This is a genomic window from Bacteriovorax sp. BSW11_IV (assembly GCF_000447755.1).
Taxonomy (GTDB): domain Bacteria; phylum Bdellovibrionota; class Bacteriovoracia; order Bacteriovoracales; family Bacteriovoracaceae; genus BSW11-IV.
Genome location: NZ_AUNE01000030.1, coordinates 67395 through 93447, shown reverse-complemented (window position 1 = coordinate 93447; position 26053 = coordinate 67395). Strand labels below are relative to the sequence as shown.

Here is a 26053-nt window from a genome sequence, read left to right as displayed (position 1 = left end):
AGTCTTCATCAAGCCCACATTCAAGGACGACTTCTCTCAAAGCGATACTTTCTTCTTTCCAATTCTGATTCTTTTTAAAAAATGATGTTACTTTTGTGTTCATACATAAATTGTATTAGTCACAAAGAATTTTCGCAAGTGGCTCTTCAGGTAAAAGAAACGACTTTGCCCCATAGAACTTCTTTCCATTGTTAACAAAGCTTTTTGCATTCTTTCCAACAGGAAGAACATAGTATCCTTGTCTTTGAGTCAGTGAATAGGCAACACCTGATATTTTTGCTTTGTTATCTAAATCTTTGACAAGGTTTAGATATACGATTGGACCAGTTTTATTGTTAAGCCCTTTTTGAAAGGCCACAAAGTTTCCAAGAGAATAAACGAAAAGAGCTTCCTCACCTTTTGAAGTAATGTACTTCTCCCAAGGTTGTGGAACATGTGGATGTGAACCAATGACGGCACCGGCCCCTGCTTCAGCAAACTTGCGGGCCAACATTTTCTGAGAACCACTTGGTTCTGTTTTATATTCTATTCCCCAATGAGGCATAACTGTTATAAAATCAACTTCTGATGACTCTTTTAATTTTTTTACAATTTTTTCAACACTTCCATTATTGCAATTAAGAATTTGATTCTCTTTATCACTTCTTCCATTTAATGATTCTGTACATGCAACGAAGGCCACGTTAATTCCTTCGATATTAACCACAGAGTAAAGCTTGCTCTCATCTTCATAGGTTTTTCTAGCTCCTGAAGTTATAAGATCAGCTTCATGTAATGCCTCAAGCGTTTTATCAACACCTAGAGAAAATCTATCCATTGAATGATTGTTGGCAAAAGAAATAAGATCATAACCCGACTTCTTTAAATCCTTGGCAATTTTTGGGTGATAATTAAATACGAAGTTCGTACCAGAATAAACCTTGCCGTCATAGATAAATCCGACATCACCTTTATCGCGACCATTAGAATCAATTCCAAGAGCAGCGGCCCCCTCAAGATTTGCCACACTGAAGTCGGCCTTTTGGATCATTGGATTTACAGCATTCCAGATTGTTGAAAAATCCTTACTTCCCTTAGCAACACTCTTATAGATCGCCTTGTGAACAAGAATATCGCCAACAAAAGAAATTGTCGCTCTATTTGAACTTTCACAACTTCCAGAGAAAGAGAGATCTTTCTGAGAGTTCGCAAAGGTTAGAGAAGTTGCAAATGTAGTGGCAATAAGGATGTATTTTTTCATCCCGTTACTATACAGATTATTTAATTATGAGCTAGTTGGCCGATAAATATTTCACTCTTTCTTCGCTTGGAGTTTTTCCAAATTGTCGTAAATACTCACGACTAAATTGAGAAGGGCTTTCATAGCCTACCTCAAAGGCCACCGATGAGATATCCTCACCACTTCCTGTAATTAATGCTCTTGCTTGCATAAGCCTAATTTTTTTCTGATATTGAATTGGACTAAGTCCTGTGACGTCTTTAAACGATTTATGAAAGGAAGAAGTACTCATGGCCGCTAATTTGGCCATATCTTCTATATTTATTTTATCTTTATAATTATTAAGTATGAGGGAAATTGATTTTTTAATTTTTTGAAACTGCCCACCCATTAATCCTAATTGGTAAAGAGTATGGCCATTCTCTTTGGAAAGCAGGTGGAATATAATTTCTCTAATATAGAGTTTTGATAAATATTCATTCTCATCATTTTTCAATGTTAGAAGTAATCTCTTAATGGCATCGACAATTCTATCCTCAGCATGATCCACGACAACTGCCCTTTCGGGAGACGGATTCAACCGTTTTTCAAAAGTAACATCCTTTAAAACATCAATCACGAGAAGAGGATCAAGTTCTATCAAAACTCCAAGATAAGGTTTTTCTTCAGACACATTACTTATTGTCGCAGTTAGCGCAAGATCAGCAGAGACTAGTACATAATCTCCTGAACCATAATTATAAATGGTCCCTCCAATTTCGACCTCTTTATCACCTTGAACAGTTAAACAAAACAAAGGTCTGAAAACACTATGAGTAATAAGCTCACTTGAATGTTTACGTATAATTAGGCCAGAAACCTTTGTTTTATTTTCACCTTCTTGAGGAGAAAGGTTTTCAATAATTTCAACAACTTCTCGTATATTATCCTTCATAAGACCATTATAGCAGACATTTACACAAAACTATACAAGTTAGCCCATATCTGGAGTTTTAGGCAAGATATTAAGAGGATGCTGATAACCCTTTTCGATGATTTTCATTAAATTAGAGTTAACTGAAAACATCAACAAGGATGAACGTATGAGCAGAATATCAAATGAAAGAATGGCAAAAGCAATGGAGCAACTGGAAACAATCACTCCAGAGGATTACGAAAAAGTTATGGCCCTGGCCAATATTGTAAAACCATTAAGAAGTGTTCTTCACAAAACACCAGACGACTATGGAATGACTGATTGGGAAGATATCTACTTCCAAAGTGATGACGGTGTTCCTTTAGAAGGGTGGTACATTCCGGCCAAAGGTGGAGAAAGTAACAAACTTATTATTTTCAATCACGCTCTCCCTATGTGCCGTGCAGGTTTTCCAGGTCATTTAGGTGCTCCATGGAATCAATTTGATGCTGTTGAAATTGATTTTGTTATTCAAATGAAACACCTTACAGATGCTGGTTACAATGTCATTGCCTACGATATTAGAAATCACGGTAACAGTGGCGCTGCCAATGGAGGTCTTTCAGGGATTGGTCGTTGGGAATGGAGAGATTGTGTCGGTGTAAAAAAATATGTCGATAAACACCCTCGTTTTAGTAAAATGAAAGTTGGTCTGTATAGCCAATGTATGGGAGGAAACTCTCAATATGAGGCCATTGCAAGAAAACCAGAACTATTTGAAAACGTTTCATGTATGTGTAGCCCAATGGTTGTCTCAATGTCGGCCATTTTTGATGCCTTTTCAGAAATTTATGGTGTCAGACAATATCAAGAACTCATAGACCTTGAATTATTAAAAATGGGTGCTTTCGTTGCAGATGAAATGACTCCTCAGCTTTTTGCTTCAAAAGTTACAATGCCAGTTCTTATGGTACAAGTTCATGATGACGAGTGGACAAGAAATCCAGTGGATGCGCAAAAAACATTTGATCTTTTAGGAAGTGAAGAGAAAGAACTTTTTTGGATTCGTGATACAACAAAGAGATTCAAAGATGGTTATAATTACTTTGGCAGAAATCCTGAAAAGATCATTTCATTTTTTGATAAACATATGAAGTAATTTTAAAAGGGTCTAGAAATAGACCCTTTATTTTATCAATATGAAATACGTCCAAACAGAAGATAAGGCCACAAGACCAAGAAGTAGTACGACTTTAAACCCTATAGTTCTTTGCTGATTTTCAGTCCAAATATTGAATAGTGATTTCGCGTCTTTTTTATGTTCGATCATATTATCCCCTTCATAGAGATTATAAATTACTTCGACTCTAAATTAATAAAACATTCATAGCGAATGGGTTTTCGACCATTTGCCTTTGCCGTATTAAACGAAGGTAAATTATGAGAATCAATTGTGCCCCAAATAAGCTCATTATCTTTGCAAAACTTTGCCACAAACTTTCTTTGCATGGCCTTAGCAAGCCCTTTACCTTTCCAATTTCTCATCAAAAATATCTCGTTAAAATACACCCCAGGGTGTCCAAGATAGTCGCTTCTTTCGGCAGCAATTAACCCCACTTTCTCGCCATTAATACAGGCATAAAATATAAGAGATGCTTCAATAGAGCCTTTCATAACTTCAAGACTATTTACTGTTACTTTAGCTTTTAAATCTTTACGATCCTCATGAAATTCTTCATATCCTTTCTTATACCAATCATAAAATGAATTATCTGTAATTGGTTCAAATTCAAGATTATCTTCACCGTGCCAAGGAGTGATTTTTTTTATTTGAGAAGCCAGGGAGACCATATCAATGGAACCATAGAAATCTGCAATATTCTCTACCTTTGAATAAAAAGATAAATACAGGGGTCTAAACACTGAAAAATGTTTTTTAATCATTTCATATATCTGCAAGGCCTCTTCTTTTGACTCTAATGAAAAATTTGTTGCAAGCGACACAAAGGACATTTCTTTGTTTCCACCAAAATGTCGAATCCCGCAAAGTACTTTTTTGTGTTCCCCTAGATCAATCACTCTTTCTAAGTAATCTTCTTTTCTAACATTTGGAAGTTTTAAATAATCGAGACGAAACTCCAAAGTTTCATCACTATTAAGATCTTCAAACTCTTCAACTCTGTCGTCAAAAATAGCGTTTAGTGCGACCTCTCTATCAAGACTCAATTCTTCCAAGGAATACTTACTAAGATCGATTTTTGAAATTTCTAATAATGCTTCACGCTCTAAATCCATCTCTCTCTTCTTTTGTCAAAATTTTTGTCTCATAGATATATCTTTCACTTTCGAAGTCATAGAAAGGATGCGGTCGATTAAGACCTTTTATTTTCCACTGTAAAAGTTTCGATATCGTTTTCAGCAAATGTCCAAAGGGAACTTTTTCATCATGATTCTCTTTAATTGGGCCCGTTGCAAAACGCAACTGTAGTCGTGCACATACAGGTCCAATTGTTTTATCTGCATCACGCATTTGTTCTTCATCTATAAAGGCAACAGGAATACCAATAAAGGAAACACTGGGGTTTTGAAGCATATTACCAATGGGAGTATGGCAACACTTGGCATACCAACGTTTAATACCTTTGGGTGATAATTGAACGCATTCAATTTGATCTTGTCCCTTATGAAAACTAACGTAGGCCTGTGGGACTTGTAAGAGTTCAGTGCCCCCATTTTCATCTAATACACTTTTTTGTCCATTGAGATAGCGTGCGTATGTTTGACAATCATCACAATAACAAACAACTCGCAAACCTAATTTCGGTGTTACATTTTTGATTTGTCCTTGAACTTTATTGCAAGAACAAGATAAATTTAGATCCATTTATAATCCTTTACAATGGCTCTGTCGGTTCAACCTCATCGGCAAGTTCGAGTGATTTTCTAATTGCCGAGGCAGTGAAATACCTGAGCGTTAAGAGCATTTCTTCATTCTTACTCAAGTGTAGCCCTTTTGATAATTCATTCAAGCTTAATCTTGCAACTTCATCTGACAAAGTAATAAGTTTTATCACTTCAAAGTTTGATAATTTAAAATTTTTAATCGTTAAAAGTTTAAAAAGAGTATTCTGTTTTTTAAATAGGTCTTGAATCTCGCTCCACAATCCTTTTTCAATGTCACTCAATTCTATCGAATTAAAATAAGAATCAAATCTCTGACATCGGTAGGCCAGTGACATATAATCACATTTCGTCCCTTTTATTCGCTTTGCTTCATTTTGATTTTCTCTCATATGAGGAGTTAGAGACTGATTCTCTTGGCAATCCTTATCACGGGTTCTACCGTAGACTTCAATCATTTGATGAAAATCAAAGCGATCATCGAAGTTAGGGGAATCTTTTCCGAAAGTCATTTCATAAGAAATGAAAGTCTCCGAATGAAGTAGATTGTGGTAGCCAGAATATCCATTATCTACAGGAGATACTGTATATCGATTTGGATATAGGGCATTCCAAAAATGAGTTCCCTTATCATTACCTTCTTCTCTAAAAATATATTCAGGCCCATATGTATTGATAATATCCCCAGGCCTTAAACTTTCACCAACTGAAAGTTTTCGACAAAGAGGTGATGATTGCCAATATTGCAGTTCATTTGACCAGACAAAGCGTGGAGTCTGAGAAAGGCCGCGCAACCCTAGGGCAGTACCCCAGCAATTGGCACCAGATTTATTTAATTTTTTATGATGAATTTCTTTAACCAGATCGGGAATACATTTAGAGACAACAATGCTTGTCTTGTTCTTGTTTTTCACACAAGCATTTTTAGAAACTTTAGGTATTTCAAAACTTGGATCGAGATTTTTCTTCCACTGGCAAATGGCCTCTCTTTGAAATAAAACTTCGTCACAAGTACTGGCCGTGATTTTTAGATTATTTTCTTTTGTTACAGAGAGTTCTACCCCATACGTAAAAAATGAAAAGATCGCAAAGAGAGTGCACAAAAGTGATTTGATTGTTTGTTTCATGGGCCTATATTAACCCAACGAAAAACGACCTCAACTAGGAGGTCGTAAGTATGTAAAAATGTTAAAAGCGTGACACTTTATACGTGAATATTTTCAACTACTTAGAAGTGTTCCCATAGAGTTTAACCAGATTGATTTCACCACCGTCATATTTTAACTCTACAATTGATGAAATTTTTCTTGATCCATTCTCTAGTCTTTCTTGGAAAACGAGGTAACGGAAGGCCTGAGCAATAGCATAACGGGCCTCTTCAATAGTAAGTCCACTTGAAGAAATAACTGTTTTAGTCACAAGTCTTTCAATGGCATCCTGAACGCTTTCACCAGTAATTAGAGCAATACCTGTACAATTATTTCTAATCATCTCAATGAAATGTCCGGCCTCGCCACCAACGATTTCAGAGATAGCAACATAGTCACCTCTCATACTTTCCGCCATGTCGATCAACTTAATCATAGATTCTACTTCTAGATTTTCTGGACTTAAACGACATACCATTTTTCTGTCGAAAATAAGATCAGGATGGCGCTCTAGAGTAACAATTCTATTAGGCATTGGGATATTATTTAACATAATGTTTAAAAGAGTTGTTTTCCCACACCCTTGATTGCCAGCAAGAAGTATTCCTTGGTGAGAACCAAGAATGTCTTTAATAATTTTTAAACCTTTATCATCAATGACATTCCAACTTAGGTAATTATCAAAAGTTGGAGTTACTTTTGGTAATTTTGTAATAACAATGGCAGGCCCTTTCAGTGCGATTCCTGATTGAACAACTGTGATCTTTGCATAGGTATCTAATAGTTTTGAGAATGATTGATTTGATTTTTCGATATTTAAAAATTCAGTAACCCTATCAACCAAGGAATCAAGTTCTGACATATTTTCAAAAACACGAACTTCTTCTATAACGCCATTTCCTTTTGCAACGAAAACTTCAGTTGGTGAATCAATTACGATTTCCCAAACAGATTCATCTGAAAATAAACTCCAAAGTGGTCCTAATGTTTTTTCTAAATTGATTGTTTTCATAAATTCTCCGTTGTTGGTTTTAAACAATACTAGCTGAGTCCTAAAAAAACACAACTAGGGAGAACCCTAAATCTGACTATAACCATCTGTTTTTTAAGGCATTCGTCACAGCTTCGGCCCTTTTAGATGCATGAGTTTTTTGAAAGATAGACTTTAAATGATACTCAATCGTCTTCTCTGAAATAAGCAAGGCCTTTGCGATTTCACGATTAGTAAATCCATTTGAAACATGGGCGAGAATTTCAGTCTCTCTTTTTGAAAGAGGATTTTCATCAGAAATAGAATCTTCATTTAATGATGAAAGAAGAGAGTTAATTGTGTTTGAAACTCTCATTAATGCAAACGATGAATTGACACTACGACTGTGCAGACGACATTCTTTTGATAATCTCTTAAGTTCGCTGATTAAGATTTCTTGCGTATCCATTTTACAGATTCCTTTAGTACGGAAAATAATTCCGTGAGCAAAATCAAGAGTTTTTATTAACTCATCTTATTATAATAAACATATTTATTATACGGGTGGTCTATGTCATTACAATTTAAAATTCTAACAGCATTAATAATTATTTTTAGCTCTCTTACTGCAAGTGTACTTTATACAAACTACAGTGCTGAGAAGGCCTTTGTTGAAGAAGTTATTGAAGCACAGACCCACTCGCTCTCAGAACAATACTTTGATAGTGTAAACACATTAATGATTACTGGTTCCATGGAAGAGCGCGAGATTCTTAGGAAAAAATTTCTGTCAAAAGAAGAGATTCTTGAAGCAAGAATCATAAGAGGAGATCTTGTAAAAGCTGATTTTGGAGAAGGTTTTCCCCATGAATCTGCTGCCAATGAGATCGAAAAAGAAGCATTAAAGGGAACCTCCCATTCTTCAATAGCTTTAAACAATGAGGGTGTTCGTGTTGTTAGTGTTATTACTCCATTTAAGGCGTATTCAAATTATAAAGGGACAAATTGTCTAGAGTGCCACGTCTCTGCTAAAGAAGGAGATGTTCTCGGGGCCGTGAAAATAACATATGATCTTACACAAATCGATAAAAAGATTATTCAAAATACAACATTCACAGCAAAACTTATGGGCGCCATGTTTCTTGTGGCCCTTTTGGCGATTGGTTTTATTTTACATATTCTCATCGTAAAAAGAGTCGTTAATTTAAAAAACATTGTAGAAGAAATTGGAACGAATCTTGATCTTACAAAAAGAACGAAGAAATCTTTCTTCAAAGATGAAATCTCTGCTCTCTCTTTAGGGCTAAATACAATGCTCGAAAGATTTCATCATTCTATCAAAGTTGTTTCAGAAAAAACCGAAAACGTTCTTCACGGTAGTAAGGAAGTAGAATCTCTTTCTAACGAAACACTGGCCAACAGTAGTGTTCAACAAGATGAAATCAACCTTGTTGCACAGGCCATTACTGAAATGGCACAAACATCAAAACAAGTTGTTGATCACAGTGCCCTAGCAAAAGAAGCGACAAAAAGAGCAAATGACAATGTTCAAGAAGGATCAAACAATGCTCAATCAGCGAAAGAAAATATCGAAAGCCTTACGAAGTCTATTGAAGATGTTGCTGGAAAAATGAATGAACTAGAAAAAGAGGGAAAAGAGATCATAAGTGTTCTTACAATGATCAATGATATTACAATGAAAACTCAACATTTATCGATAAACGCAGCAGTCGAGGCCACTCGTGCTGGTGTTCATGGTAAAGGATTTATTGTAGTTGCAGAAGAAATTGGCGAGCTGGCCAGCGAGACAAAAAGCTCAACACAAAAGATTCAAAACATTACGTCACGAATTCAAGAGTTAATATCTGAAACGGCAAGCACTGCACATGAAACAAAGGATTTGGCCCTTAAAGGTAATCAAAAAGTAAGTGATACTTTCAATTCTTTCCAAAATATCGCTGAAGAGATGAATAAAGCAAGTATGCTTTCAAATGACATCTATATCGCAACCACAGAACAAAGCTCTGTTGCTGATAGTATCCATCAAAATATCGTTCAAATTATGGACATTACAAGCAAAGCAACCGCATCATCAAAATCGTTGTCTACCTTATCAAATAATTTTGAAAAACTAGCACGCGAGCTCAAAAATTTAATTCAAAAATTTAAATCGTAAGCTTCTTTTTAATGACTATACTCTTGGATAATGTTATCACAAAAAAAACATTATCTAAGAGTTCATCATGAAAGAAAAGGCCTATCAATTCCTCGAATCAATCTTTGCGACACTGAATGAAAAAAAAGTAGATATTAAAAATCTTGAAATCGATCATCTTTGTTATCGTACAAGCAGTGAAGAAAACTATAAAGAAATTAAAGAAATTTTTTCATCAATCGGACAATGTCTTATTGAAAGTGATGTCAATGGTAGACTCATTGCAACCTATAAGCTTTCAGAACCCATTTTATTCGATGAATATATTATTGACCTTGTTGAAGTTCCTGCCCCTAAAAAAGGGAAAATAACAAAAGAGGGATTCGAGCATATTGAAGTTGTGACCAGCGAAACTTTCGACGATTTAATTAAAAGATATTCTCATCTTAATATTGAGACGAAGGGACTTGAGAAATCATTTAACCCTGAGCTTGAAATTAATTTTGGTGACATGGCCATTAAGTTTCATAATCAATCTCTTGAATCAGTCATTAATGTCGAAAAAAATGAACTTATAAATGAGTTTCTTGAAAATTCTCAAGTGTTATCAAAATTTAAACAATTCTCACCACAAGTTTCAGGAACTTTTCCAATCGATATTGCTGTTAAAGATTCCGATCTCGATATTCTTTTTACCTCAACTGACTTAAGCTATTTTGAGAACGAAGTTAAATCCCATTTTTCTCATCACGATGGTTTTTCGATGAGAAGAGCTCAACATCAAAATCTAGAATCATCTGTCATCAACTTTAATTTTAAAAATTTACCAATTGAATTATTTTGTCAGAATATTCAGACTTTACAACAGAATGCAAATCTTCATATGCTTATAGAAGGCAGACTTTTAAAAGTTTTACCTCAATCATTCAAAAAACGTATCATTGAGTTGAAATCCAATGGTGTAAAGACAGAAGTTGCTTTTGGCCAACTCCTTAATCTCAAATCACCATACGAAGACTTAATCACTCTACAGAAGTTAAGTGATAAAGACTTGGTAAATCAATTTTCAACTCTCGACTTCAATTAAAAGGAAAATTTGATGAAGTTAATTAAAACTCTAGTGTTGATGACTATTTTCACGATGACTTCGGCCCATGCACTTGTTTGCAACGGAGAAAAAAGAGTTACTACACCTGATGGTGTGGTTGTCCAAAAAACACTGTTAGAAACGATTATGCAAGGCCCCGAGCTTTCGAAATATGCACTTGATATTGATGAGGCCTACTACTCTGTAACTGTTCACGGACAAGATATTACAAGTATGATTACTCTTGGCCCAGATTATACAACTGGCAATCTTTCAAAAGGTAGCCTTGATAAAAACGGAAATCTACGTCTTTCTTACGTTACACCATATATCACTTATATTCTAACTTGTAGCGATCGCTAAAAAGCAAAGGCCCCAGAAATCTGGGGCCCAAGTAAAGAGAGAGTTTTACGAGATGCCAAAGTGATGTGAACCTTGGCTTAATTTATTATGACCATTTTCTGGTCTCGGCCCCAATCTATTAAATCTATGACTCAATAGAGAATATCAATTATTCAAGAAGGGAAAATTCAAGTCCTTAGGATATACTTGGTTCATATTCTTAAATACTTTTTTAGCGTAATTGACCTTTGCGTCTCCTTCTTCACCATTATAGATTTGAAGAGCATCATAATAAATTTCACTTTTTTGCAGCTTAATTTTTTTATCTTCTGCTCGATCATCTACTCTTGCGACATAGGTCTTTAACAAAACGGCTCCATAAGTGATCGCCACACGAATATCATTTTTAATTTCCGTTTTGAGAGCATTGTAGAATTCAGGATCATCTTGCTTAACTGAAACCTTGTCCCATAAATGAGTCCAAGTTGGATCTACACATTCCTTAATTTTCGAATTGAAGTAACTAATACTTTTAAAATGGGCACCCTTGCGGCCCCTCATTCCAAGTTGATCATTTACCTCTTTAAGTCCTAGTGAAGTGAATTGGGTTAACCCTACAGCACCTGTAGGACTTGATACCTCTTGTCTGAAAGAAGATTCCTTTTGGATTAATCCTGTAAATAACCAAGGATCAATTTTGAAACAATCACAAACTTCTAAGATATCTGTAGCAATTGCATCGGTCTCTTTTTTTGAAAGTGAGGAATTGATTTTTTTAATATGCTTAGAAAGCTGATTAATCTCAGGTTTCATGCGAAGAAGTGTAAAATCTTTAACAATAGATGCTGGGGATAACCAATACCCTTTATCAAAAATACTATTCTTTGCTGAGGCATTAATGGCCAAGAAACTGGCCAAGGCCAGGACTAGATAAGTTGTTGGTTTCATTTTCCCCCCCAGAAAAATTTAACTAGGGGAAGGAATTAACATATCTAAAAATTCGGGTGTAGGGCCGTTATAATATTTTCAATTCCTAAATATTTGAAAAATGGGATAAGTTAATTTCAACTACTCAAGAAAAACTTAAATGTCTGATTTTTATAGATTTTTTAACCTTAAAGTTACGTTATCCCTTAAAATAATTAAGCAACAAGTGAAGATGGAGTTCTAAACGTGGATAGTATATTTGAAGATTTTGTAATCGAAGCCGTTGATTTAATTACTGAGGTTGAAGAAGAGCTCCTTAATATTCAGCAATCACCCTCTCTGGCTGAATCCTATAAACTTATATTCAGAAATTTACATAGTTTGAAAGGTTCATCAGGGATGATTGGGCTTACTGATCTTCAACGTCATACTCACATGCTTGAAGACTATTTTTCTAAATTTCAAAGTAACTTAGATGGCATTGCCGGCAGTGTTGATTTTCTTTTACAAGGGATCGATGGATGTCGTGACCTTTTAGAGGGAAGAAAATCAGAGTTTGTTTTTACTGAACCTGCTTCTACCCCAAAAAGTGATGGGTATGCGACGAAATTTAATCCTAACACATCAGCAGCACCTGAGATTTATCTTATTGGTCAAAAGTCAGAATTTAAAGAATGCCTCAAAGCTTTTTCTGGTTATTCAATATGTAATTTCAAAGATACTTCTCTTTTTGCCAATTCTTATAAAGATGTTCACAATGCTGTCATTGTCTCTACAGATGAATTCATGGCAGAACTAAAAGAGAAAGTAGATCATACGAAGAATGAAGTTCTCAGTCTTAAAAATGTTACTGATGCCTATGCTCAGCAGGCCATTGAAAAAATTTATTTAAAAAAACACGTTAATAAATCAATATTACTTCTCCTATATCAAATGAGTGATTTAGAAGACTTTTTAAGAAAGAATAATAAAATAGAGATCTTAAAAAGTATAAAAGGTGAAATGAACGATCTTCTGGAATTTCGTGGTCAAATGAGAAAAGGACCAAAGAAATGAAAGTCTATACAATCTTCAAATCTCCACAGTTATTGACAAAAGCGAATTCAATAATTCAAAACTTCACTTCTATTGAGAAGTATGAGCAAATTGTTGATATACTTGCTGTTGAAAATAATGAATCGACAATCTTCATCAAAGAACTCTCCGAAGATGAGGCCATCAATAAAGAATATATCGCTGATCTCATTTCTAAATCAAAGAAACGAGTGATACTCGTATCTCCAGTGCCTCTATCATCTGAATTTCAAGTTCACTATATTCCGAGAGAATTTAAGATCGTTGAGTTTGCTTCGAAATTTTCAGAATTCACGCAAAGTTATGATGAAACATTCTATGCCATTGGCCAAGAACTTCTTCTTGCAAATGAAAAATATCCTTGTGATATTTATTTAAAACTTGGTCCAAAGAAGTATGTCCGCTTTGCCAACAAAGAAGATACTGTCGATGTTCTCACACTAGAAAAATATCTTAAAAGTGGTGTCGCTCATTTTTATATAATGAAAAATGATTTTGAAAACTATGGAGATGAACTCTTTAGACAAGATCTAATTAATCTGAAAAATTTTGACAATAAAATTGAAGGTCTAAGTAAAAAACACCGTATGATTCAAAATATCATTAACGATTTTGGTGTTTCAAAGTTTGTACTAGATCAAATCGAAGGTTCTCTTGAAGCCTTTGAAGATAAAGTAAAAACGATGAGCACAAAATCTCTTATGGAGATGTTTGAAAAATCAAAGGGCAGCTTTATTTACGACCACTCTTTTCTTACAGTATTTTTCTGTGGACTGATCTGTGAGAATCTCGATTGGTACGATGATACAGTGAGAGAAAAACTTGTCATGGCGGCCATGTTTCACGATCTCGCTATCGATAACCCAAACCTTGCTTTGAGTGAAGATTTAAAGGTTAATGACCTCCTCCTTTTAGATTCGAAATCTAGCATTGAGATTTCGAATCATACAAAGAAAATAGCTTATCTCCTGCAACAAAATCCTGATATTCCTTCTGATGTTGTTAATATTTGTCTAAACCATCACGAAGGATACGAAGAAGGTTATCCAAAAGGTGTTCCTTTCACTTCATTAAGTCAGCTAGAAAGAGTTTTTATTCTGGCCCATGCACTGGCCCTAGGACTCTATCGTATTGCTTTTAGACTTGAGAAATTTGATGGAATCATTGATGACATTAAAAGAAAGTACAACTGCGGAAATTTCGCCGGGATACTCGATAATATCGCATCCCGACTAAAAGAAGTGAATTCAACACTTCAAAAATAGAAAAGTAGACCTGTTGTCATTTTTTCGTTTAAGAGATTCTTCTTTTCATATGAAAGGTAAGATGCCCACTTTTTATTAATAAAGTATCGTGCCTCACCTTTCATATTTGAGCTATAGTCTTTCATGAAATTTATTTCTTTGAATCTTTTGTAATTAAGTGCCAGGGAAAATGAATCACCAGAATAGATCAACAAGAGCTCTGGACCGAAAGACAAGTGATACTTATCTTCATAGTTAAATCCATATTCTTGAGATGTTGCAAGGAAACCACCTAACATTAAATTTGATATATTAAAGCTAACCCCATAAGAGAAATCGATAAAAGGATTTATATTTTGTCTTTTTTCATTCGTTGGATCTTTTAAACCAAACGAGAATCTCCAACTCATACTCTTATCAAAACTACTAAATGGTCTCATGGCATCAACTGCAACAACTGTGAAGTCTTCAACCTTGGCCGTAATCTCATCATCAAATCGAAACTTAACAATTCCCATCTGTGTTGAAGAAAAAGGGATGAATCCCTTTTTATTGTCGAGAAAATCATGAAAGCTAAAACGATACTCCAAATCGATTCCATAAGTATCGTGAGATTTAGCTCCACCGAGTCTTATTCTTTTTGTATCGTGGCCTCTATCAGGCGAGTTGATAAATTCTCTACTAAAATCCAAGTCCTGAGATTTTTCTTTAATCTCACTTCTTCTTAGATTTACGTCAAACTTCAAATCATTGGCCTTTTCATGGTGGGCCCCTGTTTTGGCCTCTAAATCTTTTGAGTATTTGTAATCAATATAATCCGAATAGGCATCGATGACATTCACATCACCTATTTGGTTTAATTTCTTCTTCCCTTCGATAAGTAAGAAGAAATTCTCTTTTTCATCTTTAGATAAATTCTCAAAACGAGTCCATGCCTTTTTAAAAATTGAAGGTCTATATTTGACGTTCTTTACAATATTATCTTGTTGGTAAAGAGCGTAGATCGTTTGGACTGGCGGTAAAAAGCTATCCAACTCTCTCATCAAATCCCAGTCAGGCCTGATAGCATCAAGCAAAGAGAGGACATGGTATGAGCAATTTTCTGTGAAATAGAAATAATCAAAACGTGCTTTTTGCATTTCAAAGAGATGGGCCATAAAAAGGGCCTTATCCTTTGCCGTGAAGTTGATTTCATAATCCCAAAGATCACGTGATTCACTATCGTTATATTCTCGAATTTTATAGTAATAAGGCATCATCTTAAATTGGCCAAAAAAGCCACCTAGGATGCCGTAGATACCGTAAAGAATTGGGTTATTTGTTGTTACCTGGGCCGAATAATCGACACCGTAATCAAGAAGATCATTGTCTTCTTGGACTGAGTCCTCTCCTCTAAGCCTTAGAAATGTGTGTCCAAACGCAGAGGCAGGATTTTGAATAAAATAAGATGAGAAAACGAGAGAAACGCTATGAAGCTTCACCTTCGTTAAATAATCTTGAAAGGCCTTGCACTTTTTTAAATCAAAAGGAAGTTTGCGCCCTTCAAGTTCAGAGAGAATTGTGGCCCTCGCAGGAAACTGACAAATAAAATGATCGCTCGAGATGCTTTTGTTTTCAAAAGCGAGTTCGAGAGATTTTTTGTATTCACTCTGAGGATTATTTTTTCCATCTTTAGTGACAAAAAATGTTTTTTCATCAACTTCACTTTCAAAATTTCCAAGAAGTGTTTTTTGATATCTAAAAAGTTTCAACCATCTTGGATTTTCAAAATGATTTGTATTGGCCTGAGTATAAGTGCTTACGACTAATAGAAATAAAAGAAAATGTTTCATGGAATTATAATAGGGTGCCCGAAGGCACCCCGACAAGTATTAAAGCGCGATAGCGTTTTGAATAGCTGTGTGGATTTCTTGTGCAGAGTTACCTTTTGCAAAGATTTTCCCGAAGTTAGCTTGTAGCTTAGACTTATCAACAGACTTTGTTCCAGTCATTGATAGGTAAGCGTCAAGAGTCTTTCCGTGACCTTTAGAGATGTCGTTAGAAAGAGCTACTCTGTTATTTTCGATGAAAGAAACAGCTGCTACAGAAGCAGATTTCGCATCTTCACATCCTAGAGTACCTGTTGACATACCAAAAGTTTGGTTACCTGAAGTACCGTTGAAAGTAGCAGCAAGAACGTTGAATACTAGTCCTTCTTTTTCTTTGAAAAGAATTGAACCTAGACCACATCCAGCTGGACCGTGAGCAGCGAAAACAGAACCAGAAACCATAAGAGCAGCAACAGTTGCCATCATTTTTTTCATAAAAAACTCCTTTTTTATTTTATCTAAAAATTTTAGGGGGTACTGAATTTTTGTCAACATAGTTTATCTTAAATTTAAAGCAAAATACTTGAGTAAAAGCCTTCTAACACTTTATAAGACAAAATTGTTCTGCTAATATCTACCCTATTAAATGAGGTGATTTATGGATTTGAAAATGATCGCATGGGGCATGGTTATTATCCTTGCGCTGCTTTTTGTACTGACACCAAAATTTCGAAAAAAAGAACAAACAAGCAATAAACTTGAAGTGATTTTTTTTGAAGCTCTAAAAACTTACAAGTCACTTCCTAGTGAAGAAAATAAATCAAAACTTGAGGCGGCACTTAGTTCCTATTACAAGAACATTGGTTTAAGTGATGATGATTTAGAAAAGAAGAGAGCTGAAATTTTCCATGGATAAATTTCTCGGTTTTCTTATAGCTTTATTTTTGAAGACGATTGCTCTTAGCTATCGATTGAAATTTGTTAATCTCTCTTACAGAGAAGAGGCCGAAAATTCTAATAAAGCAAAATCATATGTTCTCGCCTTTTGGCATCAAAACATACTTTCAAGTGTTATCTCACAAAATCACAGAAAACATGTGGCCATTGTATCAGCATCTAAAGATGGCGATTTGGCCGTAAATGTCGCAAGACAATTCGGTTATAATTTTGTACGAGGAAGCTCATCACGAGGTGGCGGCGAGGCCATGCTTAAGATGATTCACAAAATCAAAGAAGAAGGTATTCCAGGTGGGATTACTATTGATGGACCAAGAGGACCAAGTCACGAAGTAAAGCGTGGAGTTATAGAAATTGCGAAACTCACACAAACACCAATTCTTCCCCTTCTGGCCTATCCAGAAAAGTTTTGGTCTTTTAAAAGTTGGGATAAATTCCGTTTTCCAAGGCCATTTACTAAAATTCATATCATCTATGGCAAACCAATATTTGTTCCAGAACATATTGAAAAAGATGATTTTGATTTCTATGCCCAAACTCTCAAGGAATCGCTAACTCAGTTAGAAGATGAAATAATAAAAAAGATTAGAGGATAAAATGTCTGAAGAACTTTCACTACCAGAACAATTAAAATCACAAATTGATAGAGCACATTGGAAACTATTAGAAGATCATCATAAGAGAGGAGCTCTTTTACTTGTTTCTCTAACTGAAGATCTTGTCGATGTGGGTGTAGCTATCGCTCAAGACAATGTTCAAAAAATTAAAGAACTTCTCGATAACGGTCATCTTATTAGAACAACTGAAGAGCTCGTTGCTGGATTTGATAAAGAAGAAAATCTTGAATTTAACTTCATCATTATTCAACCCTACGTACTCATTCAAAATGTTAAAGAATCTGAGGATATGCAATGAGAAAACTATTAATTTTAATTCCGGCCCTTGTTCTTTTATCTTGTAAGAGTGAAGATCCGGCCAATCTTGGACCAATCCTCAATGAGGAAACTCAATTAGTTTCTCTTGCTCCGTGTTTACAAGAAAAAGAATGTTTTTCTTCATTTGAAGGAAGCGCAGACTCTCTCCAATACAATGGGACTAAAGAATCAATGCTTGAGGCCATTAAAAAAATTATTAAGAATGAAGATCGCGTGGATATTAAAGATGAATCAGCAAATTATATCCATGCTATTTATGATTCAGGTTTATCTGGGCTACAAGATTTAGAATTTGTATTTACTGATTCTAAAATTGAAGTCAAGGCCCAAGCAAGAGCAACTTACCTTACTTTTGGGAAAGGAAAGAAGATGCTTGAGCGCATCGCCTTTCGCTTTCACCAAAGAGATTATTAGTCTCTAAACCAGCACTCAGGGCGCTCTTCACCTAGGGCGCCATTTTTAATTGTATCAAGTCGGCATTGCACATCAGGATGACCCAAATTCGTTTCACTCACCTGAACTTGAGAGTGGTGATGTATAGAGGGTTCATCAGTGTTTTTTAAAATCGCAAAAACATTTCCAATAGTCACACCCGTTTTCAAAACTCTTTCGCACACTTCATCTTCTTGGCAAAAGGGACTAATGATTTCCACATCACTTAATTTTTTATCATCACCTTTAAACATTTCAGGCAAACACTCATTTGCAGCGAAATAATCCGCCTGCCCTTCAGCTGATGACCAGCTATCAATATCGGTATTGCCTCTTTTCTTTTTAGGTGTACCTCCTAAATGATGACCTAATTCATGACATAAAATAAAAACGAGTCCATCTTCATCCATTCCCTGTGCTCTGGCCATTCCTCCATTTACCTTGATCACAAGGTTGTAGTCGCGATCCCTCGTCGCGTGGGCATTAGCACGCTCTTCATTCCACAGTGCTTCGACAATGAGATCTTTTCCCATTTCGGCCTTCACACGAGGTTGCCAAAATTCATTAAACCTCTTTACGACAGTGCGAAATTCATCTTCCGTTTTGACTTTTCCAACACCCATTGACTTCAAAGAGATGAGAAAAAGTCCGAGAATCGTCAATTTTTTCATAAACACCTCCTACTTTTTCCTACCATTTTTACAGAAAAATAGTGGTGATCTGGATCATGTTTTAACGATCACAGAATCATATTTGTTTATCTACTCGCTCATATTCAGATCACGACGAATCAGCGAAAACTAGATTAGATAAAGAGATCACTAGGAGGACTCTATGAAACTTGTAAAATTTTTGGCCATATTGATCATGATGATTAGCTTTGCCGCAAACGTCCAAGCTCATGTCATGCAGTTCGTACCCGTAGATAACGTATATGCCCCTCCAGGTTATAACTCGAACGATAACGTTGAAGTTGTCGTCTCAGGTTTCTTACCAAACCTGTGTTACCGAGACCTAGAGGCCGTACCGGTAGTTGAAGGAAATAAAATCAAAATCAAAGTCCAAGCTAAAGACTTTGCTGGCCCAGGCATCGGTTGTGCCGACATGATTGTTCCCTTCGTAGAAAGTGTAAAAATTGGTCTGCTAGACCAAGGTGACTACGATATCGTAGTCAATAACATGAAGGAGGCCCCACTCTATATTGATGAATTCAGCGATGATGCTATCGATGACGAATTTGTCGCAAACATTGAATCAATCGAGAAAAACTTTGATGATCGACAAATTGTCATGAAAGGTCACAATCCAAGTGACTGTTATGTCTTCGACCGCTTCGAGGTTCAAGACAACGGACGAGACGTCTACTCAGTTAAACCAATAATGAAAAAAGTTAGAGACTTCTGTCCGATGAAGATGGTTCCTTTTGAACTAAACTTCGATGTTCCACAAGGACTTATGAGTGATCGTATCCTCATCCACGTGAGATCCATGTACGGACAGAGCGTGAACTCCCTTTTTAACAATGACGTGTAAGTTACTTCGGGAGAGATGTTGTCGTCGAGAGGGTCACCCCTAGTTGGGTGGCCTTCTTATTGGTGCAAATCTTTTAAAAATTGGTCTTTAGCTAGGATATAGCGCTTGTAATGCTCCCCATACTTTTTCACTTCATCATCACTTAACTCTCGCTTCGCAATAGCGGGCGAGCCAATTATAAAGCTTCTTGGGGGATAAACTTTTCCAGGAGGAACTACAGAACCTGCAGCAACAAGAGATGACTCTCCGATGACGGCACCATTTAGAATAGTTGCCCCCATACCGATCAAACAATTATCGCCCACAGTACAAGCATGCAAAGTCACACAATGGCCTACGGTCACGTTGTCCCCAACAATTAGAGGAAGGTCTGTATCAACGTGAAGCATAGATAGGTCTTGGATATTTGTATTCTTTCCAATAATGATTTCATTAATGTCACCGCGAGCAACACAATTAAACCAAATATTAGAATTTTCTTTCATGTGAACGCGACCAATAATATCGGCCGAAGGTGCGATAAACACACCTTCTTCGATATTTGGTCTAAATGTACCTAGATTATATAAAGGCATTTGGAAGAATTACTTCTTCCAAGGAAGTTTTGAAATATAAGCAGCAAGATCTTTGAAGTCTTGATCAGAAAGGTTTTTGATGTATGGGTCCATCACTTTGTTAACACGAACTTTATTCTTCATATCAACAAGTTGTTTTTCAATGTACCAATCCATTTGTCCACCGATCTTAGGAGCGTTTTGAGAAGACTTACCTTCCCCTCTCTTACCGTGGCAAACCATACATTTAGCGTAAAGCTTATCACCGCTAACAAGTTGTGGAGTATCAAGAACTACTAGTGGTCCTTCATCAACAACTTCTTCTTCTTCCACTTTTGGCTTAAGTGCTTCAAGCTTCATTTTTTCAATTTCAGCAAGCTCAGCAATCTTAGCAGCGTGGGCCTCTTCGGCCTTTTTAATATCAAAGCGTGTATTGTTAACAGGAATTGTCTTGAATGATTCAAGGTTAAATACTGCAACCAATCCGATTAGAACAAAACAGAAAACTACCAATCTAGTCATTGATTCTCCGAATCCTTAAAAAATAAAAAAAAGGGGTCTATAACTTTGGGATTATAGGTTATAGGCCCTAAATTGTAAACCAATCAAGCACTGTGAAACGATGCAACATCCACTAGAAATTCATCAATAGATTTTACTTCGCGAACCAATTGAAGGTGCTCATCTGATAGAAAGCCCTCTTTATTAATGTGGCGAAAGTGCGTTAGAAGCCCATCAAAAAAGCCGTCAAAGTTTAACACGTAGCAAGGCTTCTTGTGATATTTAAGCTGTGCCCAAGTGATAATCTCACAAAGTTCATCTAATGTTCCCATCCCACCTGGAATGGCGACGAAGACATCAGACCAATCGTACATAATCTGTTTACGAGCATGCATTGAGTCGACAACTTCAAAACGAGAAAGATTGGCGTGGGCAACTTCCCAGTCCACAAGGGATTGAGGCATAACACCCCAGACTTCACCTTTTTTCTCTAAAACTGAATCGGCCACAGCGCCCATAACTCCAATAGATGCGCCACCGTAAACAAGGCCCATATTATTTTGAACGAGCTTATCCCCAAGCTCACGGGCCATGGCCACATACTTTGGAGACTTCCCTGCAGATGATCCGCAGAAGACACAGATTCTTTTCATATTAATCCTCTATAAATCAATAAATTTATTTACATCAATTGCGTGCTTATTAAGTTTCTTATCAATATGAAAGAAGTACTCAATATTTCCCGAACCGCCAACAATTGGTGAACGGATTGCATTTTTTATAAAGTAGCCTTTGTTATCGCACCAAAAAAGAAGTTCGCAGAGAATTTCCTCGCGAATATTTTGGTCTTTAACAATGGCATTTTTACCAAGCCTCTCTAGGCCCGCTTCAAATTGTGGCTTAACAAGACAGATGACGTCGCCGTCTTCTTTTACAAGAGAAACAATCGAATCGAGAGTTAATTTCAACGAGATAAATGACAGATCAACAACAGCAAGGTCAACCTTCTCTTCCAAATCAAGCGGGTTTCGAATATTCACACCCTCAAGATTTGTAACTCGAGAGTCTTCTCTCAAACTTTGCGCTAGTTGATCGTGACCGACATCTATGGCAAAAACTTTCTTCGCTCCGTTTTTAAGAACGTAATCAGTAAAGCCTCCAGTGGAAGCTCCCACATCAGCAATGACTTTATCTTGAACACTCACTTGAAAATCGTGAAGTGCGCCTTCAATCTTGTGGGCACCACGGCCAACGTAAATAACTTTTTTACGAACTTCTAATTCTTCAAGCACTACTTTAAGAGAAGCTTTTTGAACTTTTTGACCGCGATAAAAAACGCAGCCTTCGTCGATAAATTGTTGTGCCTGGGATCTTGTTGAAGCTAGCCCAAGAACAACAAGGGCCTTATCTAATCTTTCACTCATAGTTTTTGTAGGTCGGCCTTTAATTCTAATTTAATTAATTGGCCTTCAATTTGGGAGAATTCAAATGACTTCTCTTCGCCTAACTTGAAAATCAAATCCCCTCTTTGGAACTTCTTGATAAGTCTTCCATCGCTATGAATGAGAAGACCTTCAATTTCAACAAGGACACTTGGCCCTGTCTCTTGAGGATCAGGAAGAAGATGACTTACGAACTCAAAGCGAATACCATCGTTAGTAGTTACAATTTTTCTGTGCTCAGGGCGAAAGTCTTCACGCGTGTAAAGTTCAGCGTCAAGAACAAGTCCTTTATCAATACCTTTTTTGTGAATAATCCCAATATCCAGGGTCACAAAAGAGAGAGCATTGAAGCTCATAAGTAATATTAGCGCAGCGAAGAATTTTTTCATAAAACAATGATAACTAGAAGCGCGCAGGAAGGCAAAGCATGAACTTAAAATATCGCCCCCTTTGGTTATGTCTTGGTGGACTTTATTCAATATTGATCATTTATTTGTGCCTACGCCCAAGCTCTGGTGCCGAGGCCTTCTTCCCTCATATTGATAAAGTTTATCACTTTAGCGCCCACTTCTTTTTGACGTGGTGGTTTGCAGGACTTTTTAAAAATCGCACAAAAATTGTTCTCTATTCAGTTCTTCTAGGTGCTGCCATTGAATATATGCAGAAAGTTTCGGGCTACAGAAGTGCAGAGATGAACGATGCCATCGCCAATCTTGCGGGAGCAGTGGTGGGAGTTATGCCTTTTATGCCAAAACTCCCAAACTTTGCGGAAAAAATTCTTTTGAAATTAAAAACAAAGAGTGCCTGAGAATATTTTTTCGACTTGTCCACCGAGATAAACTTCAGAGTGATCATCGTTGAATTCTATAACCAGATCCCCACCTGGCATTTCCACGCGTACTTCACTCTCCCATCCAAAAAATGAATGAGTCGCCAAGGCCGCGGCCGTGGCCCCTGTACCACAAGCGAGTGTTTCACCCTCAACGCCTCTTTCATAAGTGCGAAGACGAATATGTTTATCTCCTACCACTTTGAAAAAGTTTGCATTCACACCCTCTGGAAATCTTTTATTGTAGCGAATCTTGGCCCCAACATTTTGTAGATCAAGCTCTGAAAGCTTGTCACACTCGTAAACACAGTGAGGAACACCCGTGTTCATAAATTTGGAGTGATTCGAATTGTATAAATCAGAAACTTCAATGGCATCCACATCGTAAAGTTCACTCATAAGAACCTTAACAAAGTCGCCATTAACGTGGGCCTTATAAACGCCCTTTTGTGTTTCAAAGGTATAACTTTTTTGATCACCAATCCCCAGAACCGTGGCCGCAAAATGGGCCAAGCAGCGAGTGCCATTTCCACACATCGACACTTCCCCGCCATCGGCATTTAAATAAATCATGCGGTAATCGTATTTATCAGATGGATTTAAAAATAAGACACCATCGGCGCCAACACCGAACTTGCGGTCACATACTTTTTGCCAAAACTGTTTATCTTTAACATCACAAATAAGTTTGCGATTATCGATAATCACAAAGTCATTTCCCGTCCCAGAATATTTAAAAAAAGTATTTTTGCCCACCGCAACACCTATTTATTTTGACAACCAATTGCCATAATTCCAAGATAAGTATATAAAATAGAGTACCAAATGACTATATGGGACATTAGCTCAGTTGGTTAGAGCCCCCGGCTCATAACCGGGTTGTCACAGGTTCAAGTCCTGTATGTCCCACCATAAAAAAAGTCACCCCTCGGGGTGGCTTTTTTTATTTGTGCCTACAAAATTTTATCTTCGCGACAGACAACCCTTTGGGTTGTCACACCAGCGCCAAAAAATGCTCCAGTGGAGCATTTTTACTACGTGTTGAAATGAATATTAATCATGCTCTCTAGAACCGAGTTGGCGGTGGCAAGTCCTGCGCATCTCACCATCTCGATATTGGTTTAACTATATTCCTCAATGTCTTAAAAAGCCTCCTCTTTAAGGGGGCTTAAGTTGATAGCGTTCGAATAAAATATTTTTCTTAGGTAGCCATTTTGACATATAGATAGAAGTTCGCGCAAAGAATAGAATGGACCACCATTCATAAAAAACCTATTCTTCGGTAGGCTTTTTTGTTCCCAGTAGATAATTAAAAAATGAAAACTCTGATTATGTTACTACTTTTTGCATGCTGTGCGCACAAATCTTCTCTAAAAGATGTTAACGTAGATTTATATTAAATAACCAACTCACAAATGAATTCTTTACATGATGATTTATGGCCAGGATTTAACGAATACAGTAAAGGCCATAAACATCCACTTGGACAAGAGTTTCAAGAAGAATCTATAATACGGGACAAACGATATAACTAGAAACAAGGTTTCCAAGACTAGACTTATTTGTCTCATTCGTTGGCAGCGCTCTTTTGGAAATCTCAATGATAATATCTGCGTCGTTTTGTTTCATGATTTTAATAAAATCGTGGGATCTATTGTAGCGTCCAAAGACCATTCCATTGTTTGCAACTTTATAAGATGAATATTCAATAGCTTTAATTTTGTCATCATCGCTACTGAGGTAATACATATTACGAAAATCTTCTTCTAGTAATATTCTTTCGCCGTCTTCCATTTTAAATTTATAAGTGAGTTCTACACCAGAGACAGCATCTTCATTCTCGGGATAATAGATTTCGCAGTTTAATGCCTTACCCTCTTCAAATATTGAAACATCTGCATGGTGCGAATTGAGAAATCTCTCTTTTACTTGAGAATAACTTGCAAAGGTCGAGATTGATAAGAAAGCTGAGATTAATAGTAACGACTTCATAAAAAACCTTTTAATTTATAATTTTACCAAAAATAGATTTAGTCACAATCGAACTCTAAAGTTTGATCTTTAATATCAGAGATATTGATTTTTTTAAATGTTGTATTTTCTTCTTCCCCTAAGAAATGGTCTGCAATTAAAATGTCATTTCCTTTGACTTCAGAAAGCAATCTAATATTTCTAGGCATTAAAAAAATCGAATGAGAGTTTTCATTTTCTTTTTGAGAATTCAGCGGGGCCATATTGAGAACAAGGATTTTATTTTCGCAGTTATTTCTAGCGAATACCGCATTTTTTTGATTTTTAAGTTCTTTAGTAATCCATTCTTCTTTAAAGTTACTTTTATTAAATTCCCCATCTAAGATTGATGTAATAATCTTTTGTCTTTCCTTTGTTACTCGAGAGCCATAATTCACACTTGAAACAGTAGACTGTCCACTAATAACTCCAATGATTTTGTGAGATTTTTTTGACTCTGAACTTATGAAAAGAGCACTTCCGCTCTGACCAGGATAGACATCACAGTCAAGATCGAGGACGCGAGAATTATTAGATGATAAAAAAGCTGTACAATCTTTTTCGAAAGCTTGAGTGAACAATCCTTTATCACCAGGGTATCCCACAGTCGTTACAGGCCCATCAACAAATTCTTCATCACCAAGAACATTATAATATCCGGCCACGTCGCCAGCACTTTGCCCTCTCTCATTCGGTGCAAGCTGTGCAACGGCCATATCGTTTCTAAAATCATAGAATTGTATACTTTCACTTGGCATATATGATCTTATAATTTGAAAACGTCCAAAAGGTGCGATTCCTGAATCCAATTGCCCTGGAAAAAAATAAGTATCGGAAGAAAAGGCACCTTGTTCATCATCATAAAGGCAATGGGCCGCGGTAATGATATGATTTTTTCCAATCAAAGTTGCACTACAAGTTTGTGTAGCAAGAACGCCTCTTTTGTTTAGAATATTTAAAACAATGAGTCCCGTGCGATTTGATAATGATTGCTCAAATGATGAGTCATCTAAGGTGAACGCTCTATTGTCCTTTCCAACGATCACATCGGAAATAAGATTTTTCGCTGCGAGATTATTCGAAGAATCCG

General features: G+C 36.4%; 32 protein-coding genes and 1 tRNA gene. 13 read left to right on the top strand and 20 right to left on the bottom strand.

The features are described from left to right. Nucleotides 1–115: 115 nt before the first annotated feature. On the bottom strand, nucleotides 116–1240 hold the full coding sequence (locus M899_RS08950; RefSeq protein WP_021271061.1) for a CapA family protein: 1125 nt from the start codon (nucleotides 1238–1240) through the stop codon (nucleotides 116–118). A gap of 31 nt (nucleotides 1241–1271) precedes the next feature. After that, nucleotides 1272–2153, bottom strand: a complete 882-nt coding sequence (locus M899_RS08945; RefSeq protein ID WP_021271102.1) for an AraC family transcriptional regulator — start codon at nucleotides 2151–2153, stop codon at nucleotides 1272–1274. A gap of 148 nt (nucleotides 2154–2301) precedes the next feature. Here M899_RS08945 and M899_RS08940 point away from each other — a divergent pair, with 148 nt between their 5' ends. Beyond that, on the top strand, nucleotides 2302–3273 hold the full coding sequence (locus M899_RS08940) for an alpha/beta hydrolase family protein (RefSeq protein ID WP_021271024.1): 972 nt from the start codon (nucleotides 2302–2304) through the stop codon (nucleotides 3271–3273). 27 nt (nucleotides 3274–3300) lie between these two features. Here M899_RS08940 and M899_RS18380 read toward each other — a convergent pair whose 3' ends face one another. From M899_RS18380 to M899_RS08915, 6 genes are all read right to left on the bottom strand, one after another. After that, nucleotides 3301–3444, bottom strand: coding sequence for a hypothetical protein (locus M899_RS18380; RefSeq protein ID WP_021271037.1), 144 nt, complete (start codon nucleotides 3442–3444; stop codon nucleotides 3301–3303). 26 nt (nucleotides 3445–3470) lie between these two features. After that, the gene (locus tag M899_RS08935) at nucleotides 3471–4409 is read right to left on the bottom strand and encodes a GNAT family N-acetyltransferase (protein WP_021271115.1); all 939 of its coding nucleotides are present in this window, start codon (nucleotides 4407–4409) and stop codon (nucleotides 3471–3473) included. Further along, complete coding sequence (locus M899_RS08930; RefSeq protein WP_021271073.1) at nucleotides 4393–4998, bottom strand: DUF6151 family protein; 606 nt, start codon at nucleotides 4996–4998, stop codon at nucleotides 4393–4395. The genes M899_RS08935 and M899_RS08930 overlap by 17 nt, the downstream gene beginning before the upstream one ends. Before the next feature lie 10 nt (nucleotides 4999–5008). Further along, entirely contained in the window at nucleotides 5009–6142 is a 1134-nt protein-coding gene (locus M899_RS08925; RefSeq protein WP_021271029.1) for a hypothetical protein, read from the bottom strand. 97 nt (nucleotides 6143–6239) lie between these two features. Then, nucleotides 6240–7175 (bottom strand): ATPase, T2SS/T4P/T4SS family, encoded by a 936-nt coding sequence (locus tag M899_RS08920; protein ID WP_021271089.1) that lies wholly within the window; start codon nucleotides 7173–7175, stop codon nucleotides 6240–6242. 76 nt (nucleotides 7176–7251) lie between these two features. Further along, nucleotides 7252–7602 (bottom strand): response regulator transcription factor, encoded by a 351-nt coding sequence (locus M899_RS08915; RefSeq protein ID WP_021271041.1) that lies wholly within the window; start codon nucleotides 7600–7602, stop codon nucleotides 7252–7254. 102 nt (nucleotides 7603–7704) lie between these two features. Here M899_RS08915 and M899_RS08910 point away from each other — a divergent pair, with 102 nt between their 5' ends. From M899_RS08910 to M899_RS08900, 3 genes are all read left to right on the top strand, one after another. After that, nucleotides 7705–9309 carry a methyl-accepting chemotaxis protein gene (locus tag M899_RS08910; RefSeq protein ID WP_021271103.1) on the top strand — a complete coding sequence of 535 codons (1605 nt, stop codon included), beginning with the start codon at nucleotides 7705–7707 and terminating at the stop codon, nucleotides 9307–9309. 67 nt (nucleotides 9310–9376) lie between these two features. Continuing rightward, the gene (locus tag M899_RS08905) at nucleotides 9377–10375 is read left to right on the top strand and encodes a VOC family protein (RefSeq protein WP_021271031.1); all 999 of its coding nucleotides are present in this window, start codon (nucleotides 9377–9379) and stop codon (nucleotides 10373–10375) included. Nucleotides 10376–10387: 12 nt separating this feature from the next. Continuing rightward, nucleotides 10388–10738 carry a hypothetical protein gene (locus M899_RS08900; RefSeq protein ID WP_021271038.1) on the top strand — a complete coding sequence of 117 codons (351 nt, stop codon included), beginning with the start codon at nucleotides 10388–10390 and terminating at the stop codon, nucleotides 10736–10738. Nucleotides 10739–10882: 144 nt separating this feature from the next. On the opposite strand, the gene M899_RS08895 is transcribed toward M899_RS08900, so the two are convergent. After that, nucleotides 10883–11665 (bottom strand): transglycosylase SLT domain-containing protein, encoded by a 783-nt coding sequence (locus M899_RS08895; RefSeq protein ID WP_021271030.1) that lies wholly within the window; start codon nucleotides 11663–11665, stop codon nucleotides 10883–10885. A 225-nt stretch (nucleotides 11666–11890) separates the two neighbouring features. Between M899_RS08895 and M899_RS08890 the strand changes: the two genes are divergently transcribed. Together M899_RS08890 and M899_RS08885 are read left to right on the top strand one after the other, a co-directional pair. Continuing rightward, nucleotides 11891–12700 (top strand): Hpt domain-containing protein, encoded by an 810-nt coding sequence (locus M899_RS08890; protein ID WP_021271026.1) that lies wholly within the window; start codon nucleotides 11891–11893, stop codon nucleotides 12698–12700. Beyond that, nucleotides 12697–13983 carry an HD domain-containing protein gene (locus tag M899_RS08885; protein ID WP_021271096.1) on the top strand — a complete coding sequence of 429 codons (1287 nt, stop codon included), beginning with the start codon at nucleotides 12697–12699 and terminating at the stop codon, nucleotides 13981–13983. Before M899_RS08890 ends, M899_RS08885 begins: the two co-directional genes overlap by 4 nt. On the opposite strand, the gene M899_RS08880 is transcribed toward M899_RS08885, so the two are convergent. Next, nucleotides 13974–15794, bottom strand: coding sequence for an Lnb N-terminal periplasmic domain-containing protein (locus M899_RS08880; protein WP_021271066.1), 1821 nt, complete (start codon nucleotides 15792–15794; stop codon nucleotides 13974–13976). The genes M899_RS08885 and M899_RS08880 overlap by 10 nt on opposite strands. A 39-nt stretch (nucleotides 15795–15833) precedes the next feature. Further along, a complete protein-coding gene (locus tag M899_RS08875) occupies nucleotides 15834–16265 on the bottom strand; it encodes a DUF3015 family protein (protein WP_021271039.1) in 432 nt (143 codons plus the stop codon). A gap of 163 nt (nucleotides 16266–16428) precedes the next feature. Here M899_RS08875 and M899_RS08870 point away from each other — a divergent pair, with 163 nt between their 5' ends. Genes M899_RS08870 through M899_RS08855 form a run of 4 tightly spaced genes read left to right on the top strand, consistent with a single transcriptional unit; the run spans nucleotide 16429 to nucleotide 18076 of the window. Further along, on the top strand, nucleotides 16429–16686 hold the full coding sequence (locus M899_RS08870; protein ID WP_021271045.1) for a hypothetical protein: 258 nt from the start codon (nucleotides 16429–16431) through the stop codon (nucleotides 16684–16686). Continuing rightward, nucleotides 16679–17323, top strand: coding sequence for a lysophospholipid acyltransferase family protein (locus M899_RS08865; RefSeq protein WP_021271036.1), 645 nt, complete (start codon nucleotides 16679–16681; stop codon nucleotides 17321–17323). The genes M899_RS08870 and M899_RS08865 overlap by 8 nt, the downstream gene beginning before the upstream one ends. A gap of 1 nt (nucleotide 17324) precedes the next feature. Beyond that, complete coding sequence (locus M899_RS08860; protein ID WP_021271025.1) at nucleotides 17325–17642, top strand: DUF2288 family protein; 318 nt, start codon at nucleotides 17325–17327, stop codon at nucleotides 17640–17642. After that, on the top strand, nucleotides 17639–18076 hold the full coding sequence (locus M899_RS08855) for a DUF1499 domain-containing protein (protein ID WP_021271100.1): 438 nt from the start codon (nucleotides 17639–17641) through the stop codon (nucleotides 18074–18076). The genes M899_RS08860 and M899_RS08855 overlap by 4 nt, the downstream gene beginning before the upstream one ends. Here M899_RS08855 and M899_RS08850 read toward each other — a convergent pair. After that, on the bottom strand, nucleotides 18073–18765 hold the full coding sequence (locus tag M899_RS08850; RefSeq protein ID WP_021271074.1) for a hypothetical protein: 693 nt from the start codon (nucleotides 18763–18765) through the stop codon (nucleotides 18073–18075). The genes M899_RS08855 and M899_RS08850 overlap by 4 nt on opposite strands. Nucleotides 18766–18928: 163 nt before the next feature. Between M899_RS08850 and M899_RS08845 the strand changes: the two genes are divergently transcribed. Continuing rightward, entirely contained in the window at nucleotides 18929–19627 is a 699-nt protein-coding gene (locus M899_RS08845) for a hypothetical protein (protein WP_021271091.1), read from the top strand. Between the two features lie 56 nt (nucleotides 19628–19683). Here the strand turns inward: M899_RS08845 and M899_RS08840 are convergent, their stop codons facing one another. The 5 genes from M899_RS08840 to M899_RS08820 all read right to left on the bottom strand — a co-directional run bounded on the left by M899_RS08840 (nucleotide 19684) and on the right by M899_RS08820 (nucleotide 22513). Continuing rightward, nucleotides 19684–20202, bottom strand: coding sequence for a gamma carbonic anhydrase family protein (locus tag M899_RS08840; protein WP_021271052.1), 519 nt, complete (start codon nucleotides 20200–20202; stop codon nucleotides 19684–19686). 9 nt (nucleotides 20203–20211) lie between these two features. Next, complete coding sequence (locus tag M899_RS17695) at nucleotides 20212–20703, bottom strand: c-type cytochrome (protein WP_021271082.1); 492 nt, start codon at nucleotides 20701–20703, stop codon at nucleotides 20212–20214. Between the two features lie 83 nt (nucleotides 20704–20786). Continuing rightward, on the bottom strand, nucleotides 20787–21335 hold the full coding sequence (locus M899_RS08830; protein WP_021271067.1) for an LOG family protein: 549 nt from the start codon (nucleotides 21333–21335) through the stop codon (nucleotides 20787–20789). A gap of 9 nt (nucleotides 21336–21344) precedes the next feature. Beyond that, nucleotides 21345–22106, bottom strand: coding sequence for a TlyA family RNA methyltransferase (locus M899_RS08825; RefSeq protein ID WP_021271040.1), 762 nt, complete (start codon nucleotides 22104–22106; stop codon nucleotides 21345–21347). Continuing rightward, nucleotides 22103–22513, bottom strand: coding sequence for a hypothetical protein (locus tag M899_RS08820; RefSeq protein ID WP_155897165.1), 411 nt, complete (start codon nucleotides 22511–22513; stop codon nucleotides 22103–22105). The genes M899_RS08825 and M899_RS08820 overlap by 4 nt, the downstream gene beginning before the upstream one ends. Before the next feature lie 38 nt (nucleotides 22514–22551). Between M899_RS08820 and M899_RS08815 the strand changes: the two genes are divergently transcribed. Beyond that, nucleotides 22552–22932: a VanZ family protein gene (locus M899_RS08815; protein ID WP_021271068.1), complete on the top strand. Its 381-nt coding sequence runs from the start codon at nucleotides 22552–22554 to the stop codon at nucleotides 22930–22932. Here the strand turns inward: M899_RS08815 and dapF are convergent. Further along, nucleotides 22912–23709, bottom strand: a complete 798-nt coding sequence (gene dapF, locus M899_RS08810; protein WP_021271054.1) for a diaminopimelate epimerase — start codon at nucleotides 23707–23709, stop codon at nucleotides 22912–22914. The two genes, M899_RS08815 and dapF, sit on opposite strands and share 21 nt — an antisense overlap. A 79-nt stretch (nucleotides 23710–23788) precedes the next feature. Here dapF and M899_RS08805 point away from each other — a divergent pair. After that, nucleotides 23789–23865, top strand: a tRNA-Ile gene (locus M899_RS08805). 594 nt (nucleotides 23866–24459) lie between these two features. Here M899_RS08805 and M899_RS08800 read toward each other — a convergent pair. Beyond that, complete coding sequence (locus tag M899_RS08800; protein WP_021271095.1) at nucleotides 24460–24945, bottom strand: hypothetical protein; 486 nt, start codon at nucleotides 24943–24945, stop codon at nucleotides 24460–24462. Nucleotides 24946–24983: 38 nt separating this feature from the next. Further along, complete coding sequence (locus tag M899_RS08795) at nucleotides 24984–26009, bottom strand: trypsin-like serine peptidase (protein WP_021271105.1); 1026 nt, start codon at nucleotides 26007–26009, stop codon at nucleotides 24984–24986. Between the last annotated feature and the right edge of the window lie 44 nt (nucleotides 26010–26053).

Bases quoted from the DNA above. Each gene is read 5' to 3' on its own strand.
- M899_RS08950 (WP_021271061.1), bottom strand. From the start codon at position 1,240: ATGAAAAAATACATCCTTATTGCCACTACATTTGCAACTTCTCTAACC.
- M899_RS08945 (WP_021271102.1), bottom strand. From the start codon at position 2,153: ATGAAGGATAATATACGAGAAGTTGTTGAAATTATTGAAAACCTTTCT.
- M899_RS08940 (WP_021271024.1), top strand. From the start codon at position 2,302: ATGAGCAGAATATCAAATGAAAGAATGGCAAAAGCAATGGAGCAACTG.
- M899_RS18380 (WP_021271037.1), bottom strand. From the start codon at position 3,444: ATGATCGAACATAAAAAAGACGCGAAATCACTATTCAATATTTGGACT.
- M899_RS08935 (WP_021271115.1), bottom strand. From the start codon at position 4,409: ATGGATTTAGAGCGTGAAGCATTATTAGAAATTTCAAAAATCGATCTT.
- M899_RS08930 (WP_021271073.1), bottom strand. From the start codon at position 4,998: ATGGATCTAAATTTATCTTGTTCTTGCAATAAAGTTCAAGGACAAATC.
- M899_RS08925 (WP_021271029.1), bottom strand. From the start codon at position 6,142: ATGAAACAAACAATCAAATCACTTTTGTGCACTCTCTTTGCGATCTTT.
- M899_RS08920 (WP_021271089.1), bottom strand. From the start codon at position 7,175: ATGAAAACAATCAATTTAGAAAAAACATTAGGACCACTTTGGAGTTTA.
- M899_RS08915 (WP_021271041.1), bottom strand. From the start codon at position 7,602: ATGGATACGCAAGAAATCTTAATCAGCGAACTTAAGAGATTATCAAAA.
- M899_RS08910 (WP_021271103.1), top strand. From the start codon at position 7,705: ATGTCATTACAATTTAAAATTCTAACAGCATTAATAATTATTTTTAGC.
- M899_RS08905 (WP_021271031.1), top strand. From the start codon at position 9,377: ATGAAAGAAAAGGCCTATCAATTCCTCGAATCAATCTTTGCGACACTG.
- M899_RS08900 (WP_021271038.1), top strand. From the start codon at position 10,388: ATGAAGTTAATTAAAACTCTAGTGTTGATGACTATTTTCACGATGACT.
- M899_RS08895 (WP_021271030.1), bottom strand. From the start codon at position 11,665: ATGAAACCAACAACTTATCTAGTCCTGGCCTTGGCCAGTTTCTTGGCC.
- M899_RS08885 (WP_021271096.1), top strand. From the start codon at position 12,697: ATGAAAGTCTATACAATCTTCAAATCTCCACAGTTATTGACAAAAGCG.
- M899_RS08880 (WP_021271066.1), bottom strand. From the start codon at position 15,794: ATGAAACATTTTCTTTTATTTCTATTAGTCGTAAGCACTTATACTCAG.
- M899_RS08875 (WP_021271039.1), bottom strand. From the start codon at position 16,265: ATGAAAAAAATGATGGCAACTGTTGCTGCTCTTATGGTTTCTGGTTCT.
- M899_RS08870 (WP_021271045.1), top strand. From the start codon at position 16,429: ATGGATTTGAAAATGATCGCATGGGGCATGGTTATTATCCTTGCGCTG.
- M899_RS08865 (WP_021271036.1), top strand. From the start codon at position 16,679: ATGGATAAATTTCTCGGTTTTCTTATAGCTTTATTTTTGAAGACGATT.
- M899_RS08860 (WP_021271025.1), top strand. From the start codon at position 17,325: ATGTCTGAAGAACTTTCACTACCAGAACAATTAAAATCACAAATTGAT.
- M899_RS08855 (WP_021271100.1), top strand. From the start codon at position 17,639: ATGAGAAAACTATTAATTTTAATTCCGGCCCTTGTTCTTTTATCTTGT.
- M899_RS08850 (WP_021271074.1), bottom strand. From the start codon at position 18,765: ATGAAAAAATTGACGATTCTCGGACTTTTTCTCATCTCTTTGAAGTCA.
- M899_RS08845 (WP_021271091.1), top strand. From the start codon at position 18,929: ATGAAACTTGTAAAATTTTTGGCCATATTGATCATGATGATTAGCTTT.
- M899_RS08840 (WP_021271052.1), bottom strand. From the start codon at position 20,202: ATGCCTTTATATAATCTAGGTACATTTAGACCAAATATCGAAGAAGGT.
- M899_RS17695 (WP_021271082.1), bottom strand. From the start codon at position 20,703: ATGACTAGATTGGTAGTTTTCTGTTTTGTTCTAATCGGATTGGTTGCA.
- M899_RS08830 (WP_021271067.1), bottom strand. From the start codon at position 21,335: ATGAAAAGAATCTGTGTCTTCTGCGGATCATCTGCAGGGAAGTCTCCA.
- M899_RS08825 (WP_021271040.1), bottom strand. From the start codon at position 22,106: ATGAGTGAAAGATTAGATAAGGCCCTTGTTGTTCTTGGGCTAGCTTCA.
- M899_RS08820 (WP_155897165.1), bottom strand. From the start codon at position 22,513: ATGAAAAAATTCTTCGCTGCGCTAATATTACTTATGAGCTTCAATGCT.
- M899_RS08815 (WP_021271068.1), top strand. From the start codon at position 22,552: ATGAACTTAAAATATCGCCCCCTTTGGTTATGTCTTGGTGGACTTTAT.
- M899_RS08800 (WP_021271095.1), bottom strand. From the start codon at position 24,945: ATGAAGTCGTTACTATTAATCTCAGCTTTCTTATCAATCTCGACCTTT.